The sequence below is a fragment of the Pseudomonas sp. GM21 genome, assembly GCF_000282215.1.
GTDB lineage: Bacteria > Pseudomonadota > Gammaproteobacteria > Pseudomonadales > Pseudomonadaceae > Aquipseudomonas.
The window spans coordinates 18,735-35,172 of the sequence record NZ_AKJS01000094.1; the positions used below are offsets into that span (position 1 = coordinate 18,735).

Here is a 16,438-nt window from a genome sequence, read left to right on the forward strand (position 1 = left end):
TCAGGGCAAGACCAGCGCGACCGTGCCGGTCACGTGGTTACCCATGGAATTTTTGCCGCTCAAGGTGATTTCCACCGTGCGGGTGTCGACGTCGAGTTCGCTGACGCTGCCCTTGAAAATCATGCAGTCGCCGGGGTAGTTCGGTGCGCCGAGCTTGATTTTCAGCGTGGTGAATTGCGCCAGCGGCCCGGCCCACTGTTCGATGAACCGCTGCACCAGCCCGTTGGTGGTGAGGATGTTCATAAACACGTGGGGCGAACCCAAGGCACGGGCCGCCTCCGCGTCGTGGTGACCGGGGAAGTAGTCACGGGTGGCAATTGCGCCGCCGTTGATCAGGGTCACCGTGATCGGCACCGCGAGCTCCGGCAGTACTTCGCCGGGGCGCACGTCGTCAAAGCGCTTGGTGTTCTTCGAGGTCATATTTCCATCCCAGCTTGTCGTTATCGTTGAGCCAGTCGCCCAGGCGTTCCAGGCTTGCCGCCGAACCACCCAGGGCAAGGCACAGGCCGCGGCTCCAGTAGAGAAAACGGTGAATCGGGTACGTCAGGTCGACGCCGATGCCGCCATGCACGTGCTGTGCGACATGGCCGATGCGATGCCCCGCTTCACAGGCCATCCACGCGGTGGCCAGGGCTTCGCTGGGCGCAGGCAGACCGGCATCGATGCGGTAGGCCAGTTGCCACAGCACGGTGCGCAAGGCTTCGACGGCGATATGGGTGTCGGCCATGCTCATCTGCACCGCCTGGAAGCTGCCGATGCTGCGCTCGAACTGCCGGCGTTCGCTGACATAGGCCACGGTGCGACGGATTTGCTCTTCGCTGACGCCCAATTGCAAGGCCGCCAATGCTGCTGTACAGCGAAGCTCCAACCAGGCGACGGCCTCGCTCGGTAACATCGCCGTGGTGCTCACGGTCAAGCCCTGGATGTGCAGGTCGGCCACCGCTTCGCCATGGGTCAACACCGCCGACTCCCGTTGTATTTCGGGCGCTGAAAGGTCCAGCAGCAGCAAGCGTGGCTGGCTTTCGGCTTCTACCAACACCAACGCGGCCTGGGATTGATCGCCCAACGCCAGGGCCGCGACCCGGCCGTTGATCGACCAGCCCTCGGCACAAGGACGGGCATGCAACTCAATGCCGAGCGCACTGCTCAAACCATCGATAGACAGACTCAGCAGCGCCTCGCCTGATGCCGCTTTGGCAACCCATCCCGCGCTATCGTCGGCGCCAAAACCGGCCAGGGTCGCCGCTGCCAATTGATGACGCCACAAGGGCACTTGAGCCAGGGCCTTGCCCTGGGCTTGCAGCACCAACATCAACTCGGTCATGCCCAGACCGCTGCCGCCATGCTCTTCGGGAATGGCCAGGGCATGCAGCCCGGTCTCGATACACAACGCCCACAACGGCGCCATCATTGGCTCGCCGCTGGTGTCCCACTGACGCATGTAGTCATCATGGCAATGATCGACAAACAGGCCGTCGGCCATCTGCGCAATGGCGCGCTGGTCTTCGCTCAATTCGAAATCCATAGTGGCTCCTATGCCTCTACCGGCCGAAACAAAGGCAGGGTCAACTGGTCATCGAAGGTCTGGAACTCGACCTGTAAATGCTGGCCGATCTGCAATTGCTCACGCTCGATGCCGACCAATCCGGCGATCAGGCGCACGCCCTCCTCCAGTTCAATCAGGCCGATCGGGTTTGGATAATCGAATGGCGGCACTTCGGGGTAATGCATCACCACGAACGAATACAATTTGGCGCGGCCGCTGGCCTGCAGGGTGTCCCAGTCAAAGCTGTGGCACTGGATGCACACAGGGGCTGGCGGATGGCGCAGGGTTTGACAGGCGGTGCAGCGCTGAATCAGCAACTGGCCCTTCTCGCAGCCTTCCCAGAAGAACCGGGTGTCGTCGCTGATGCCCGGTAGCGGACGCTTGGCCTTGGCCGGTGCCGACTCGACCTTGGCCGGAGCCTGGGCATTGGACGCGCGGAACTTGAATACGCGAAACAACAACTCGCCCACCGGCTCGTCGCCGCCAGCCTTTTCAACGAAATGACTCATCACCAGGGTGACGAAGAAGCCGGTACCCAGGGCTGTGGTTTTCTCATCGCCGACCGAATCCAGACGCGTGGTGTAGTAGAGCTTTTCCCCCAGACGCACCGGGCGGGTAAAGCTCAGCTCGGAGTTCACCGCCACGGTGGAGGCATAGCCGTAAGCTTCCATTTCCTTGAGCACCTCGTAAGGGTTCTCGTCGGTGGAGCCAGGCGGATAGTTGTTGGCGTACAGGCCTTCCATGGTCCACACCTGCAACATCGCAGGCGGAGCAATCAGGCCCTCATGTTGGGTGCCCAAGGCAAAAGCAGGATCGGTGTACAGCGGGTTGTCCACGCCCATGACCTCGCACCATTGGCGAATCATCGGGGCATTGACCTCGTCCCAGGCATACACTCGGCCGTACTGGCGCCCCACCAGGGCGCGCACATTGGATAGCAATTGTGGATCAGCCAAAGTCGTCTCCTTCACATTGAAGGCGGCCACCGAACCCGGTCGCCGCAATAGGTCGATCAGGTGGGCAGAACCTGCGCAGCACCGAGAAACGCCGGGCGTTCACCCCCACCATGCAGCAACAGGTTGCAACCGCTGGCGTAACTGGCCAGCGGTGATGCGATGTAAAGGCATGCGTTGGCAATGTCTTCGGCCACCGCCATGCGTGCAGCCGGAATGCCGGCAGATACGGCGGCGATACCCGCCTCCGTGCCGTAGTGCAGGTGCGCTTGCTCGGTCAGCACCAGCCCCGGGCTGACCGTGACCACCCGCACCTTTGGGCCCCACTCCACTGCCAGCGATTGCACCAACGCCAGCACCCCAGCCTTGGCCGCGCCGTAAGCGGCAGTGCCTGGCGAGGAGCGCAGCGCACTGATGCTGCCGATAAAGATGATGCAGCCACCCTGTACCTGTGCCTGCATCAGTCGGTTGGCGTGCTGGGCGACGTTGAGTGGCGCGATCAGATTCAGACCGATGATGCTTTCATGAAACCTGGGCGAGGCCGTGGCTGCGTCGGCGGCTGGGCTGCCCCCGGCGTTGTTGATCACCACGTCGAGGCGTCCGAAATCACGCTCGATGGTGGCGAACAGTCGTTGCAGGGAATCGTGGTCACGCACATCGGCGGCAATGAAGGACGCACTCTTGCTACCCAGTGTCGGTACCCGTTCAGGTTCGCGCCGAGCACAGACGATCACACGTGCGTTGGCGGCCAGGAAACCCAGTGCAATACCCGCGCCGATGCCCCTGGTGCCACCGGTAACGAGCACCACCTTGCCGTTATAATCAAGCCCCGAATGCAGTTCCATCATGTGCTCCTTTTTCTACTGACAAGGGTCACTCTAGGGATGAACTGCGGGCCAAACTACGTCTGAACGGACGATGAAAATTTAACCTCACGAACAGGACACTGGCGGCCATTCACACCTTGTCAGGTCTTTGAAAATGCCCATGTCCGACTCATCCGCTGCACCGGTTCTGCTCGAACGCCCACTGCCGGGTGTGGCCCTGCTGCGGCTCAATCGTCCCCAGACGACCAATGCCCTGAGCCTGGAATTGCAGGCGCTGTTGTCGCGTCATTTCAGTGAGCTGGCGATTGATCCGCAGATCCGTTGCATCGTGCTGACGGGCGGTGACAAAGTGTTCGCGGCCGGTGGTGACATCAACAGCATGGCCGGGGTCGGCGCCATCGATATCTACAAGCGTCACACCGAGCGGGTCTGGGGGCCGATCCAGCACTGCCCGAAACCGGTAATCGCGGCGGTCTGCGGTTACGCTTATGGCGGTGGTTGCGAGCTGGCGATGCACGCTGATCTGATCGTCGCCGGGCGCAGCGCGCGTTTCTGTCAACCGGAAATCCGCATCGGCATCATGCCCGGCATCGGCGGCACGCAACGGCTGGTGCGAGCCGTGGGCAAGGTCAAGGCGATGCGCATGGCGCTCACCGGGCAACCGATCAGCGCCGAGGAAGCCTGGGTCGCCGGGCTGGTCAGCGATCTGGTGGACGATGACCAGGTGCAGATCCACGCTCTGGAACTGGCGCGTGTTATCGCGGCGATGCCTTCCCTGGCAGCCGAGCAGATCAAGGAAGTCATTCTGGCCGGCATGGACGCCCCGCTGGAAGCCGGCCTGGCCCTGGAGCGCAAGGCTAATGCCCTGCTGTTTGCCTCACGGGATCAGAAGGAAGGCATGCAGGCGTTTATCGACAAACGCCCGGCGCAGTTCGAAGGGTACTAGGCGCTCGTCTATCAGGCACAAAACCTGTGTGTGAGCCTGCTCGCGATGGGGCCAGCACATTCAACATCGCTGTTGGCTGACCCGCGGCCTCCGCGAGCAGGTTCGCTCCCACAGGGGTTTTGTGTGGGAGCAAGGCCTCAGATACTCATCACCATCTGACCACTATCAATGCGCAACTCGACACCATTGATCGCCCGAGCCTCGTCACTAGCCAGGAAGAGCACGCTGGCCGCCACGTCCTCGGGCCGGCACATGCGGTTCATCGGATCGCTGTCGATGGTCAGGCGGTTCGGGTCGACGCCCTCGGGGAAGCCGCCGCGGGTCATATCGGTAAGCACGCCATCCGGGTGCAGGGTATTGCAACGGATGCGGTATTTGCGCCGCCGACAAAGCACCGCCACCGAACGCGACAACGCCGACACAGCCCCCTTGGAGGCACTGTAAGCCAGGTAATCGTCCCGCCCGGCCAGAGCCGCGATGGACGACAGGTTGATGATCGAACCGCCGCTGTCCTTCATCAAAGCGATGCCTTCGCGACAGCCCAAAAATACGCTGTCGGCATTCACCTGCATCACCTTGTGCCACTGCGCCAGACTGGTTTCTTCAATCGAGCCGCAGATCAGGATGCCGGCGTTGTTGACGAGGATATCCAGACGACCGTAGCGCTCGCGCACATGGTCGATGACCTGGCGCCACTCGTCTTCGCTGCCGACATCGTGACGGATAAATTCTGCAGTCGGCCCGATTTCAGCCGCCAGGGCCTGACCTGCCTCGGTGTCCAGGTCGCTGATGAGCACCTGGGCACCTTCTGCCGCCAGCAGCCGCACGCTGGCAGCGCCAATACCCTTGGCGCCGCCGGTGACCAGCGCGACCTTGCCGTGAACTCGGCCGTGTGTGTTGTGGTGATTGAGGGTCATCATGTCATCTCGCGTGTGTGGGTCGCATGGGGTTGCTGGCCGTGTGGGCGGGCGACGGCGGCGCCGGCACGACGACCGGAGAACACGCAGTCGGCCAGAGACAGGCCACTGATGTACAAGTGCGAAGGAATCCCCAGGGCACTGCGCCCGGCCGCGTACAAGCCACCGATGGCTTGCCCCTGCTGATCCAGCACCGCGCCGCTGCGCTCATCCACGCGCAAACCGCCCAGGGTCAGGGCTCCCAGTGGGAACACCGGGTTGGTCACGGAGATATCGCAGGCATAGAAAGGCCCCTGCTCAAGCACTTGACGTGCGCCCTCGGACTTGCCGAACGGCTCCGGCGCCTCGCCACGGGCGGCGGCGTTGGCAGCCAGCACCGAAGCTCGCAACACGTTGGGATCCATGGACGTCGCACTGGCTAACTCGCTGAGACTTTTGCCCTTGCGCACCTTGAACAGCATCAGCGCCAGGGCCGGAAAACTCTGAAACCACCAATAGCCGCCAAACAGTGCTTCGCGAATGGCCTTCTTGCGCAGCGGCGCATCCAGCACCAGCCACGCCTTGCCGCCCTGCTCTTCCATTAATGGTTGACCCAGGGTGGCGCCGTAGACTTCCTCATTGCAGAAGCGCCGTCCCTCGCGATTGACCACGACGCCTTTATGCCAACTGTACGGCGGGTTGATGAAGCGCCACGCCGATACCCGCTCAAGCCCGCTACCCTGGCCCCCGACACTGGCGCCCAGGCGCAAGCCGCTGCCATCACAGCCGGTGGCACCGACCTTGAAGTTGCGGCGGAACTTCGGCGCGTGCTGCTCGATCAACTGGCGATTGAAGATGAAGCCACCGGTACTCAGAATCACCCCGTTGCGCGCCTGCACCCGCCGTGGCCGGGCGAAATCACGTTCGAGCTGGCAAACCTTCTGGCGCAGTTTCTTGCAATAGCCGGCGGCGAAGTTCTGCAAGCGTTCGGCGCGGGCGGCCAGTCGTGCATGCAACTGAGCCTCTTTGCTGCCTTCGGGCAGGCACCACAACTCGACACCCAGCACCCGCCCTTGGGGATCAATTACCAGTCTGCGCGCCGTCGCCTGCAACAGCGGTCGGGCCCCGGCTTTCAAGCACGCGGCCTTGAGGTGGGCATAGAGCACCGCACCGCACTGGCCCTTGCCCACGGTGCGATGTCCCCGTGGTGCGGGGGACAAGGGACCGCCGTGGGTGGGCACCAACTCGTTACCTGAGTAATAGAGGAAGTAGCCATCCGGCGGATACGAGGTCTTACCCCCCGGTGGCATCTGGTGAGCGTAGGGCGCGCCGTGGCTTTCCAGCCACTGCAGGTTGCTCACGCTGTCGGAACAAAAGCGCCACAGGGTGTCGTCGCTGACTACGCCCCGGGTTTCGTGCTTGAGGTAATCGAACATGGCTTCGGGGCTGTCGTTGAAGCCCGCAGCCTGCTGATGGCGAGTGCCGCCACCGGCGTATACCACCCCGCCGCTCTTGGCGCTGGCACCGCCGCCGGTGAAGCGGTCGGCAATCAACACATCGGCGCCATGAGCGCGAGCTTCAAGAGCGGCGCAGGCACCGGCTGCCCCCCAGCCGACGACCAGCACATCGCATTGTTCGTCCCAGGTCACGCTGTTGCTATCGGCCACTTGCAAGGGCGCCAGCACTTCGGTGCTGGGGATGTTATCGGACATTGACATATAGCCTCCTAACGCTGACTGGCCAGGTGGTTGGCGGCGACATAGCCGAAGGTCATCGCCGGTCCCAGAGTGCCACCGGCCCCCGGATAGCTGGTGCCCATCACCGACGCCGAGCAGTTACCGATGGCGTACAAGCCGGCGATGCTCGTGCCGTCATCGCGCACCACTTGTGCGTGCTCGTTGGTCAACAGTCCACCCTTGGTGCCGATGTCCCCGGCGTCCAGGCGCATGGCGTAATACGGGCCTTTGCGCAGCGGCGCGAGACAGGGATTGGGCTTGATGTTGCAGTCGCCGTAATAACGGTCGAAAACATTTCCACCACGGGCGAAGTCGAGGTCCACACCGGTGCCTGCATAGTTGTTGATCTTGCTGACGGTGGCTTCCAGCCCTGCAGTGTCGACGCCGATCTGCCGGGCCAGGCCGCCCAGGGTGTCGGCTTTCCAGTACAGGTTATTGAGCCACTCTTTGCGCAGGCGGCTGTCAGGCATGACCTGACCGGGCATCAACGGGCCCATGGCGTAGTTGAAACGGAAATGGGCGTCGAAGATCACCCAGGCTGGCACCGTTTTCCCGCCGGTATTCTGGTTGTCCCGATGCATGGCATCGACGAATTCCAGGTACGGCGCCGCTTCATTGACAAACCGCTGCCCCAGGCCATTGACGACGATAGCGCCGGGGAACGCACGTTCGGCAAAGATCCCCCGGGGCTTGTCTTCCCCCGGCACAGCAATGGTCGGCGCCCACCAGGCCCAATCCAACAAAGCGGTGGCTGCGCCCTGAGCCATACCGGCTTGTAGAGCCGCACCAGTGTTGTTGCCTGGTGGCGTCGCGCTCCATGCCTTGCGAGTTGGTTTGGGCAGGTATTGGTCGCGCAGCAGCTGGTTTTGTTCGAAACCACCAGAAGCCAGGATCACCCCCAGGCGGGCATGCAGTTGCAACTCGGCACCATCACGCCGCACGGTTACACCGCTGACCCGTCCGTTGTCAGTGATCAGGCCGGAAAAATCGGTGTTGAGCCAAAGCGGTACGTCTCGGTCCATCAGCGAGCGGCGCAGGGAGGCCACCAACGAACTGCCCAGGGATGCGCGGCGATCCATCTTGCTTTTGCGTCGCCATTTGAAGTCCAGCTTATAACGCAGCATCAACTTCATGATCAGCAAGCGCCAGCCGAAACTGCGGGCCATTGCCTTATGCGCATCGCGCGCAGTCCAGGCGATGCGCCCCATCAGCAGGGTTGAAGGCGACGGTTTGCGCAGGTTCGACAGCTCCTCACCCAACAGGCTGGTGTCGAAGAACTCCGGATCCAGGGTCCGTCCACCAGCCAGAGCTCCCGGCAGGTGCGGATAATAATCAGGGTATTTGGCCGCTACCGCGTAGCGCACCCGGCTGATTCGGGTGAGCTGTTCGATCATCTTCGGCGCATTGTCCAGGTAGGCCCGCAGGCGCGTGTCATCGACATGCTCGCCCGCCGCCGCTTGCAGGTAGGTCAGGGCCGTAGCGTAGCTGTCGTTGCCGTTCATGCGAGCGAAGTAGTGGTTATTCGGGATCCAGATACCGCCGCCGGAGATCGCCGACGTGCCACCGTACTGGTCGCTTTTTTCCACCACCAGCACGCGCATCCCCTGGTCGGCGAGGAACACCGCCGAAGTCATCGCACCTGCGCCCGAACCGACGACGATCACGTCATAGTGGGTCTGAGACTGAACTTGAGCCGTCATTGTTGTTATGCCATTAGCTGAGGTCAGAAAGAAACCGCCGACGACGCTGCGGGTGCGCTGGCGGAGTGCAGCCCATGATCAGGGCTGCGGGGGAATGGGTTCATCGTCAAAGTGGACTAGGGGTGATAACGCTTGAGGCTTGCCCGCAAACAAATACACCGCGGCACCTGGTTCGTTTGTAGGGACATGATCATCCCCAGGCGCGTGGGGACGATCATCAGGCGGTTACAGCGTGGCGCGTCGGGCGGCCCACGGATGCGTTTGTTCCAGCTGGCTGGACAGGCGCAGCAACACGTCTTCGCCACCCAGACGAGCGGTGAACATCATGCCCACCGGCAGGCCGTCATCGCTCTGGCCAAGCGGCAGGGAGATAGCCGGTTGACCACTGACGTTGGCCAGTACCGTGAAGCCGGCGCTGCCCATGGCATTGTGGGCATAGCTGTCCCAAGGCTGGTCCAGGGACAACAGGCCGAGTTTTGGGGTCAGGCTGCCGGTGACGGGCGACAGGATCACATCGAAGCGGTCGAAGTGCTGCTCCATGGTTGCGCCGATACTCTCGAACGATTGGCGGGCGCGGTACAGGTCCTCGCCACTGGTGCCCTTCGAACGCTCCAGGTTGACCATGGTGATTTTCTCCAGGTCCTCCGCCGTGGCAACCCTTCCTAGCACCTGCTCACGGTCGTGGACCAGGGTCCGCACCGCGGTACCTATCACCATGCCATGGGCACCGAACAACTGTCGCGGATCGACGTTGAGCGTCAACTCGTCGATCTCATGCCCCAAAGCCAGCAGTTGCTTGATGGTCTGCTCCAGGGTGGCGGCAATCGCCGGATCAAGCGTCGCACCGGTCAGCGATTGACGCACCACGGCCACACGAAGCTTGCCCGGCTCGCGCTGCAATTCCTCTACATACGGACGCACCAGTGGTGGGCACCAATACGCACTGCCCGTTTCATGGCCCTGCCCGACATCAAGGAACAGCGCGGTATCGCGTACCGTGCGAGAGACTACGTTGGCCACACTGGCGCCAAACCAACCTTCGAAATGCAGCGGTCCGCTGGGGGTGCGATAGCGGCTGGGCTTGAGTCCGACCAGGCCGCAGTACGAAGCCGGAATGCGGATCGAACCGCCGCCATCGGTGGCGTGGGCCACGGGCACGATCCCTGCCGCCACCGCTGCCGCTGCACCTCCGGAGGAACCGCCTGCGCTCATGGCCAGGTTCCATGGGTTATGGGTCTGGCCCCATGCCAGGGATTCGGTGGTGGTGGTCAAGCCGAACTCAGGGCAGGTGGTCTTGCCGAATGGCACTGCACCGGCCTGCTCGTAACGGGAAATCAGAGTACTGGTGCGGGTTGCGGGTGGTGAGTCTTTTAACATCCGGCAACCGTTACTGGTGACGGTGCCCTGTAGAGGAGTGTTGAGGTCCTTGAGCAGCAGCGGCACGCCGGCTAGGGCGCCCTGATTGTGAGTGCCCGTCGCCCGGCGCTGGGCCAGTAAGGTGCGAGCGTAGGCTTCATGCAGCATGTTCACCGCGTTGACCCTGGGGTTGACTTCGTTGTAGCGGGCCAGCGTCGCCGCGATCAGGTCCTCGGCACTCAGTTCGCCGCTGCGGATCGCCTGGCTCATCGCCCAGGCGTCCATGCTCTGGTAGTCGCCGGCTGAAAGTCCCGTCGCGCGGGCATCGGCAAAGCGCCCCAGGAGCCCGACGCCAACAGCCACGGCACCTGCCTTGAGCACGCTGCGGCGCGGCCAGCCGGTTTCAGCAGTTATCGAAGAGTCGAGTGATGGGTGTTCGTGGTTAGCCATGGTATCGAATGTGCTCTGATTGATGATTGTTATTTTGGTCGTGCACGCAGGACCTCGCAGGAGCCAGGCTTGCCGGCGGGAACGCTAGCCCTCCCACACCGAAATCAGTCGCGTGTGACACCAGCCAGCATGGCCGCCAGGTAGTGCTCACCATAGGGTGGCAACAGGCCCCATTCGCGGCGCGGGTCGAGGCCCGATGCCTTGAACACCGTGCGCAAGTGACTGAATTCGAGAAATCCTTCACGGCCATGGTAATGGCCCATGCCCGAGGCGCCGACACCGCCGAATGGCGCATCGTGCATGGCTGCGTGCATCATCACGTCGTTGATGGTGACCCCGCCGGACAGGGTGTGTTCCAGCACGTGACGTTGCTCTCGTGCATCCTCGCCGAAATAATACAGCGCCAGTGGACGCGGCCTGCCGTTGATTTCAACGATGACATGATCGAGGTCGTCATAGCTCAGCACGACAATGGCCGGACCGAAGATTTCCTCGTGCATGATCAGGCTCTCCGGGGCCGGATCAATCACCACCCGCAGTGGACGACGACGGTCCAGGACATTTACAGCCAGTGGTTCGGGCAGACATTCGATGCGCGCGCCGCGCAGTTGCGCATCCTCAATCAGGCCTTCGACTCGGTCCAGGTGACGCTGGTTGACCACCGCCACCACATCCGTGTTGCCGGCGACTGTCGGGTTGAGGTCGCAATAAGCACGGCGCAGCGCCTGGAGGAACGGTTCGAGCGAGACCTTGGGCACGTACACCATATCCGGATTGATACAAATCTGCCCGCCATTACTGGCCTTGCCCGCCGCGATACTGAACGCTGCCTTGTTCAGGTCGGCGCTGCGCGAGACGATCACGGGCGACTTGCCGCCCAGTTCCAGGGTGACCGGTACCAGGTTTTTCGCAGCGTTGCCCATTACCCGCCGGCCAATCGCCGTGCTGCCGGTGAACACGAGGTGGTCGAAGGGCTCACTGCTGAACGCCTCGCCCAGCACCGGCCCACCGTTGACCACCGCCACAACCAGCGAGTCGAGGTGTTCGGCGCACAGATCCGCCACCAGTTGCGCGGTGCGTGGCACCACCTCCGAAGGCTTCAGGATGACCCGATTGCCGGCTGCCAGAGCGGATGCCAATGGGCTGAACAAGGTGTACAACGGCGCGTTCCAGGTGCCGAGGATGCCCACCGTGCCCTTGGGCTGGTGCATGACCCAGGCCGTGGCGCCGAGTTGATCATAAGGGCTGAACATCTGGCGCGGCTCGTCCTGCATCCACGCCTGCAGATGATCGCGGGCATATTTGAGCGATGCCAGTGCGCCCAGCACGTCATTCATCAATGAGAAACCGGCAGGCCGCCCGCCGAAGTCCTGGTCGATCGCCGCGGTCAATGCTGCATGGTTGTGGACCAACAGGTCGATCACTTGCTGGAGTCGCTGGCGGCGGGTGTCGGCGCTGACACTCCCGGCACTGGCAAAGGCGCTCTTCTGTCGCGCCAGCAGGCTGGAAAGGTCTTCGACGCAAGACGTGGCTGAACTCATTGTTTTCCCCTTGCAGGTTGGCTCAATGGCCATTAAGCGCCCCATGCGCCAGGCGCCACCCTAGCCTTGCGAACACCTGCGCCGCCTCGTCCAATCGGACGAGGCCCTGCATTAGTGTTAGTCCGTTGAGACGATGTTCAGCACCTGCAAACGCCTAATACTGGCCAAACGAAAACTCCACTCCATGAGGCCAGTCATGGCAATGCAAAACATCAGCTTCGATCCCCAGGCATTTCGTGCCGCGCTCGGCACGTTCACCACCGGGGTCACTATCATCACCACCCAGACCGAAGACGGCTCTCCGGTGGGCATCACTGCCAACAGTTTCAACTCGGTGTCGCTCAACCCGCCGCTGGTGCTGTGGAGTCTCTCCAAGCAAGCACGCAGTCTGCCGATCTTCAGCAGCGGCAAGCATTGGAACGTGCACGTGCTGTCCACGGAGCAGGAGACACTGTCGGGACGTTTCGCCACCCAGGGCGAGGACAAGTTCGCCGAGATCGAACTGGACAATGGCATCAGCGAGGCACCGCTACTGCAAGATTGCACCGCGCGCTTCCAGTGCCGCACGGCGTTCCAGTACGAAGGCGGCGACCATGTGATCTTTGTCGGTGAGGTTCTCGCCTTCGATCACAGCGACCGCGCGCCGCTGGCGTTCCAGAGTGGCCAATACGCTCTGGCCACGCGCAAGCCACGCAGCGAACTGCGACTGGCTACCACCCCGCCGCCACCGGAATGCAGCTACACCGAGGACTTGCTCGGTTACCTGCTGGGGCGTGGGCACTATCAGGTCCTGAACGTCCTGCGCCAGCTACTGAGCAGCCAGCAGTTGGACGAACAGACGTTTTTTGTTCTTTCGATTTTGTGTATCCGCGACAACCTGACCCTTGAGGAAATCAACACCTTTGTTAACTACACTGGCCGCGAAGTCTCGCTGGCCAGCATGCGTTTTCTCGAACGCCAGCGCCTGGTCGCGTTCGAGGGATCGGCAGACTCATTACGGTTTGTCCTCACGGCCCAGGGGCGCGAGGTTTCGCTGCATCAACTGGCATTGGCCAAGGCCGTAGAAGAAGACCTCGCGGTCAAACTCGGCGCGGCCGACGCTCAAGCCTTGAAGGTCTTGCTCAAGCGCCTGATCGTCGTGAGTGACCCGGGCCTGCCTGATCTGTGGGCACCACGGTGACTGCCCGCGAAGGTTTGTTGTCACCCGCCAGGGTCGGCTGGGGCAGCCACGGCTTACTATTGCTGCTGGCCATGGTGTTTGCCGACAATTTCGTCGGGCGACAGATACTGGCTGTCATGGTCGAACCGATCAAATCCGAATTCGCAGTCAGCGACACCGCCATCGGGTTGATCTCGGGATTGGCGTTCGCGGCAGTCTATGCACTCATGGGGCTGCCAGCGGGTCGGCTGGTGGACCGCATGCCGCGCATACGCCTGCTTGCAATGTCTTGTCTCCTCTGGGCCGTGGCGACAATGGCTTGCGGCTTGGCCGGCAGTTTCCTTGCGCTGGCCTTTGCGCGCATGCTGGTTGCAGTGAGCGAGTCGCCGACGACTTCGGCTTCGCTGTCGTTGATTGCTGACCTGTATCCACCACAACGACGTTCATTTGCCATCAGTTGCTTTACCGCCGCACCGACCTTTTCCTCGATTATCGGGTTAAGCATCGGCGCCTGGGTGGTGGAGCACTACGGCTGGCGCAGTGCATTCATTGCCCTAGGTCTGCCGGCGCTGGTGTTCAGCGCCATCCTAGCCTTTGTCGTGCGCGACCCTCAGCGTGGTCGTTGGGACATTACGCCACACCCCCACACGCCGCCTGCCCTGCTGGGCATGGGCGTTGAAGCACGCAAGCTCTGGGCGTTGCCGGCCTATCGTTGCCTGATCCTCGCAGGAGGACTGACCACGCTCAGCTCCTATGCCATTGGCATGTGGAACACCAGCTTCCTGGTGCGCTCCCACGGCCTGTCATTGCAACACGCCGGACTGCTGGCGGGGGTGATCTGCGGTACTTCGGCCGGGATCGGTGGTTTGTTCAGTGGCTGGTTGAGTGACCGCCTGTGCCGTCGCAATCCACATTGGCAAGTTTCGATTCCGATATTCGGCCACTTGGCGGCCATCTGTGCGCTGATCCCCTATCTGCTCTGGTCCGACTCCCTGTTGGTACGCCTGGGTGACGTGCCGATTCCAACCGCCATGCTCTGGTGCGCGCTTTATTCCTTCTTTGCCGTCTGGTGGGTCGCCCCGTCCTACAACCTCGTCACCCAACTGGTGCCACCCGGTCGACGCGGTACCGCCATGGCTCTGCAAACCATCGTCAGCACGTTGCTCGGTGTGGGCATCGGGCCACTGATAACCGGCTTGTTCAGCGATATGTTGCTTCCTCTGTTTGGCCACGAGTCACTGCGATATGCGCTGCTGTTGGTGAACCTGCCGGTAATTTGCTCAGTGCTATTGCTCATGCGCACCGCAAACCATGCGTCCAGAACGGGTTATGGCCACGGGGGTTAAGCTGAGCCCAGTCCTATGGTGAAAGTACTTTCATTCCGAGCGTTGCGGCACGCGCGTGTCCGGGAGATGTATGAACCTGCATCAATCTACGACGCGTAGGAGACACGCTCTCATTTTCCAGTAGACGAATCGACATGCAAACTACCCTCTCATCAACCAATTCAATACAAAGCGCTCGCGATCGAATTCTTGACGCTGCGGTGGAACTCTTTGCCACTCGTGGCTTTCAGGCAGTCGGCTTGCGAGATCTGGCGAGCTACCTGGGTTTACATGCCGGATCGCTGTACCATCACATCGATAACAAACAAGCCTTGTTGTTCGAGCTCATAGAGTCCGGCTTGTTGGATTTATTGCAGGAAACGAAGTGTCGAATGAATAATGCACGAAGACCTTGCGAGCGACTCAATTTATTTATTCAGGCCTTCGTCAAATTCAATTTTAAAGAAAAACACAAGCTGACTTTGATCACCAGCGAGTTTGCGAATCTTAATAAAGAACAGCAGGCCCGGGTTATTCAGCTGAAAAACAGATACTCATCACTTATAAGCACCTTTTTCACTCATGAGCACAACAAGAAAGAAGCGTTTAATGGCGAAATTTGCCCACTCACAAATACAGCAGTCACCATTCTATTTGGGCAATCACAGTGGTACAACCCTGAAACCACAGAGCCACAACTCACAGCAACACTTACCCATATTTTCACGTGCATGATTGGCAACTACAAACGCAACTAAATATGGATTTTCCTTTTCAACGTATGTCACGAAATCACCCATCAAACGGCCGTCGGCGCTTTGCACCGCCGTAGCACGAATGCGTTTTTACACACCATCCATCAGTTCGATCCCGCACACGGAACAAGCCACTAAACTCCACAAGGGGGATGAAATCAACGCACCTCAAATCAGGAGATCTGTGATGAACAGAACATCTTGGCTGGCGTTGGTAGTAGTGGCAGGGGCGATTTCAGGTTGTGCGAACAGAACTGAAATTGTTGATGTCCCCTTGCAGGCTACCCCGCTAAACGCTGAGCATATCGCTCGAGCCAACCTTAGTCCGGTGGGCAATCAAACCAGCATCTGGCTTACCATCGGTGGTGTCCCCCACGACTTGGCCATACCTAGCCGCATTGACACAGCTATCTATACTGGCTCGTGCCAGCATTTGGGCGCACAACCGGCGTACAAGACCCATCAGGCCAACAGTGTCGATTATCCATCGCTAGCGTCGCGAACCCAGTACTGGGCTCAGGCACCGGTGGCGCTGAACGAACTGACCAAGGGTGAATATGCCTTGCTCGTTCGCACCAGCCCGGCAGACGGCAGCCGTCCTATTTTCTGTGGCAACATCAGCGCTGGCTAGGGGCGCATCGAGCAAGCTGTTCGGTACCGTGGCCTGTGCAACTTCCGACAGGCCGCGGTGACGCGTCCATCAGTGCTGCCTCCAACTACTGTTACGTGAGGCGATTCAAGGTGCATTAAAAATGATACTAATCTCTACAGCGGAATTTTTTGTATCCTTTTCAAATGATAGATCCAGGTAAATAGTTGTTTTTTAGCCTTTTTATTTTTATCATTTATAGTCAGCGGTCACAAGTACCCGGAAGTAATTCTCCGAAATTCGAGGAACTGATTATGCGAAACCGGGAATTTGTTCCCCGTTTCTGAAATTTGCTTCCGTAGCTCCTTGAGAACGCCGAAGGAAATCTTTAGATAAAACTGGAAGGAATGAGTCGATAACCAGTTTCTTTGCGCTATCTACCAATTACTTCTGCCCTCGAAGTGCAGTTCTATTTTGCCGCCGCCGTATCGGGACATTCCTTCTAAGACGCCGCGCTATCCACCGTTTGCTTCTGAATACAGAGAAATCAATTGCTCCGATGCGATGGATTATGCGTAAAAGGGAATTTTTGTTCCCTTCAAGTTTCCCTCTTCAATTCAGGGCCGTCGAAGCGCTCTGTAGTGGTCAACTAATCCCGG

The 16,438-nt window shown here is 60.6% G+C and carries 14 protein-coding genes; 5 read left to right on the forward strand and 9 right to left on the reverse strand.

Features of this window, described 5'->3' with window-relative positions; all coding sequences use genetic code 11:
• From PMI22_RS13970 to PMI22_RS13955, 4 genes are read right to left on the reverse strand one after another with little or no spacing between them, the layout of a single operon-like run.
• Entirely contained in the window at nucleotides 1-420 is a 420-nt protein-coding gene (locus tag PMI22_RS13970; protein ID WP_007946120.1) for a MaoC family dehydratase, read from the reverse strand.
• Nucleotides 392-1,525, reverse strand: coding sequence for an acyl-CoA dehydrogenase family protein (locus PMI22_RS13965; RefSeq protein WP_007946121.1), 1,134 nt, complete (start codon nucleotides 1,523-1,525; stop codon nucleotides 392-394). The genes PMI22_RS13970 and PMI22_RS13965 overlap by 29 nt, the downstream gene beginning before the upstream one ends.
• Nucleotides 1,526-1,533: 8 nt before the next feature.
• Nucleotides 1,534-2,502, reverse strand: a complete 969-nt coding sequence (locus PMI22_RS13960; RefSeq protein ID WP_007946123.1) for an OB-fold domain-containing protein — start codon at nucleotides 2,500-2,502, stop codon at nucleotides 1,534-1,536.
• A 56-nt stretch (nucleotides 2,503-2,558) separates the two neighbouring features.
• On the reverse strand, nucleotides 2,559-3,344 hold the full coding sequence (locus PMI22_RS13955; RefSeq protein ID WP_007946124.1) for an SDR family oxidoreductase: 786 nt from the start codon (nucleotides 3,342-3,344) through the stop codon (nucleotides 2,559-2,561).
• A gap of 142 nt (nucleotides 3,345-3,486) precedes the next feature.
• Here PMI22_RS13955 and PMI22_RS13950 point away from each other — a divergent pair, with 142 nt between their 5' ends.
• The gene (locus PMI22_RS13950) at nucleotides 3,487-4,272 is read left to right on the forward strand and encodes an enoyl-CoA hydratase (RefSeq protein ID WP_033049277.1); all 786 of its coding nucleotides are present in this window, start codon (nucleotides 3,487-3,489) and stop codon (nucleotides 4,270-4,272) included.
• A gap of 137 nt (nucleotides 4,273-4,409) precedes the next feature.
• Here the strand turns inward: PMI22_RS13950 and PMI22_RS13945 are convergent, their stop codons facing one another.
• From PMI22_RS13945 to PMI22_RS13925, 5 genes are all read right to left on the reverse strand, one after another.
• Nucleotides 4,410-5,192 (reverse strand): SDR family oxidoreductase, encoded by a 783-nt coding sequence (locus PMI22_RS13945; protein WP_007946127.1) that lies wholly within the window; start codon nucleotides 5,190-5,192, stop codon nucleotides 4,410-4,412.
• Nucleotides 5,189-6,886, reverse strand: a complete 1,698-nt coding sequence (locus PMI22_RS13940; RefSeq protein ID WP_007946128.1) for an FAD-binding protein — start codon at nucleotides 6,884-6,886, stop codon at nucleotides 5,189-5,191. The genes PMI22_RS13945 and PMI22_RS13940 overlap by 4 nt, the downstream gene beginning before the upstream one ends.
• Before the next feature lie 8 nt (nucleotides 6,887-6,894).
• Nucleotides 6,895-8,604, reverse strand: coding sequence for an FAD-binding protein (locus PMI22_RS13935; protein WP_007946129.1), 1,710 nt, complete (start codon nucleotides 8,602-8,604; stop codon nucleotides 6,895-6,897).
• Nucleotides 8,605-8,829: 225 nt separating this feature from the next.
• The gene (locus PMI22_RS13930; RefSeq protein WP_007946130.1) at nucleotides 8,830-10,410 is read right to left on the reverse strand and encodes an amidase; all 1,581 of its coding nucleotides are present in this window, start codon (nucleotides 10,408-10,410) and stop codon (nucleotides 8,830-8,832) included.
• Between the two features lie 104 nt (nucleotides 10,411-10,514).
• Nucleotides 10,515-11,984: a coniferyl aldehyde dehydrogenase gene (locus PMI22_RS13925; RefSeq protein WP_081502791.1), complete on the reverse strand. Its 1,470-nt coding sequence runs from the start codon at nucleotides 11,982-11,984 to the stop codon at nucleotides 10,515-10,517.
• Between the two features lie 163 nt (nucleotides 11,985-12,147).
• On the opposite strand from PMI22_RS13925, the gene PMI22_RS13920 reads away from it, so the two are divergent.
• The 4 genes from PMI22_RS13920 to PMI22_RS13905 all read left to right on the forward strand — a co-directional run bounded on the left by PMI22_RS13920 (nucleotide 12,148) and on the right by PMI22_RS13905 (nucleotide 15,821).
• Nucleotides 12,148-13,131 carry a flavin reductase family protein gene (locus PMI22_RS13920; protein WP_007946132.1) on the forward strand — a complete coding sequence of 328 codons (984 nt, stop codon included), beginning with the start codon at nucleotides 12,148-12,150 and terminating at the stop codon, nucleotides 13,129-13,131.
• Nucleotides 13,132-13,148: 17 nt separating this feature from the next.
• Nucleotides 13,149-14,456, forward strand: a complete 1,308-nt coding sequence (locus tag PMI22_RS13915; protein WP_033049279.1) for a spinster family MFS transporter — start codon at nucleotides 13,149-13,151, stop codon at nucleotides 14,454-14,456.
• 134 nt (nucleotides 14,457-14,590) lie between these two features.
• The gene (locus PMI22_RS13910; RefSeq protein WP_007946134.1) at nucleotides 14,591-15,193 is read left to right on the forward strand and encodes a TetR/AcrR family transcriptional regulator; all 603 of its coding nucleotides are present in this window, start codon (nucleotides 14,591-14,593) and stop codon (nucleotides 15,191-15,193) included.
• A gap of 184 nt (nucleotides 15,194-15,377) precedes the next feature.
• Nucleotides 15,378-15,821, forward strand: a complete 444-nt coding sequence (locus tag PMI22_RS13905; RefSeq protein WP_007946135.1) for a hypothetical protein — start codon at nucleotides 15,378-15,380, stop codon at nucleotides 15,819-15,821.
• Nucleotides 15,822-16,438 lie beyond the last annotated feature (617 nt).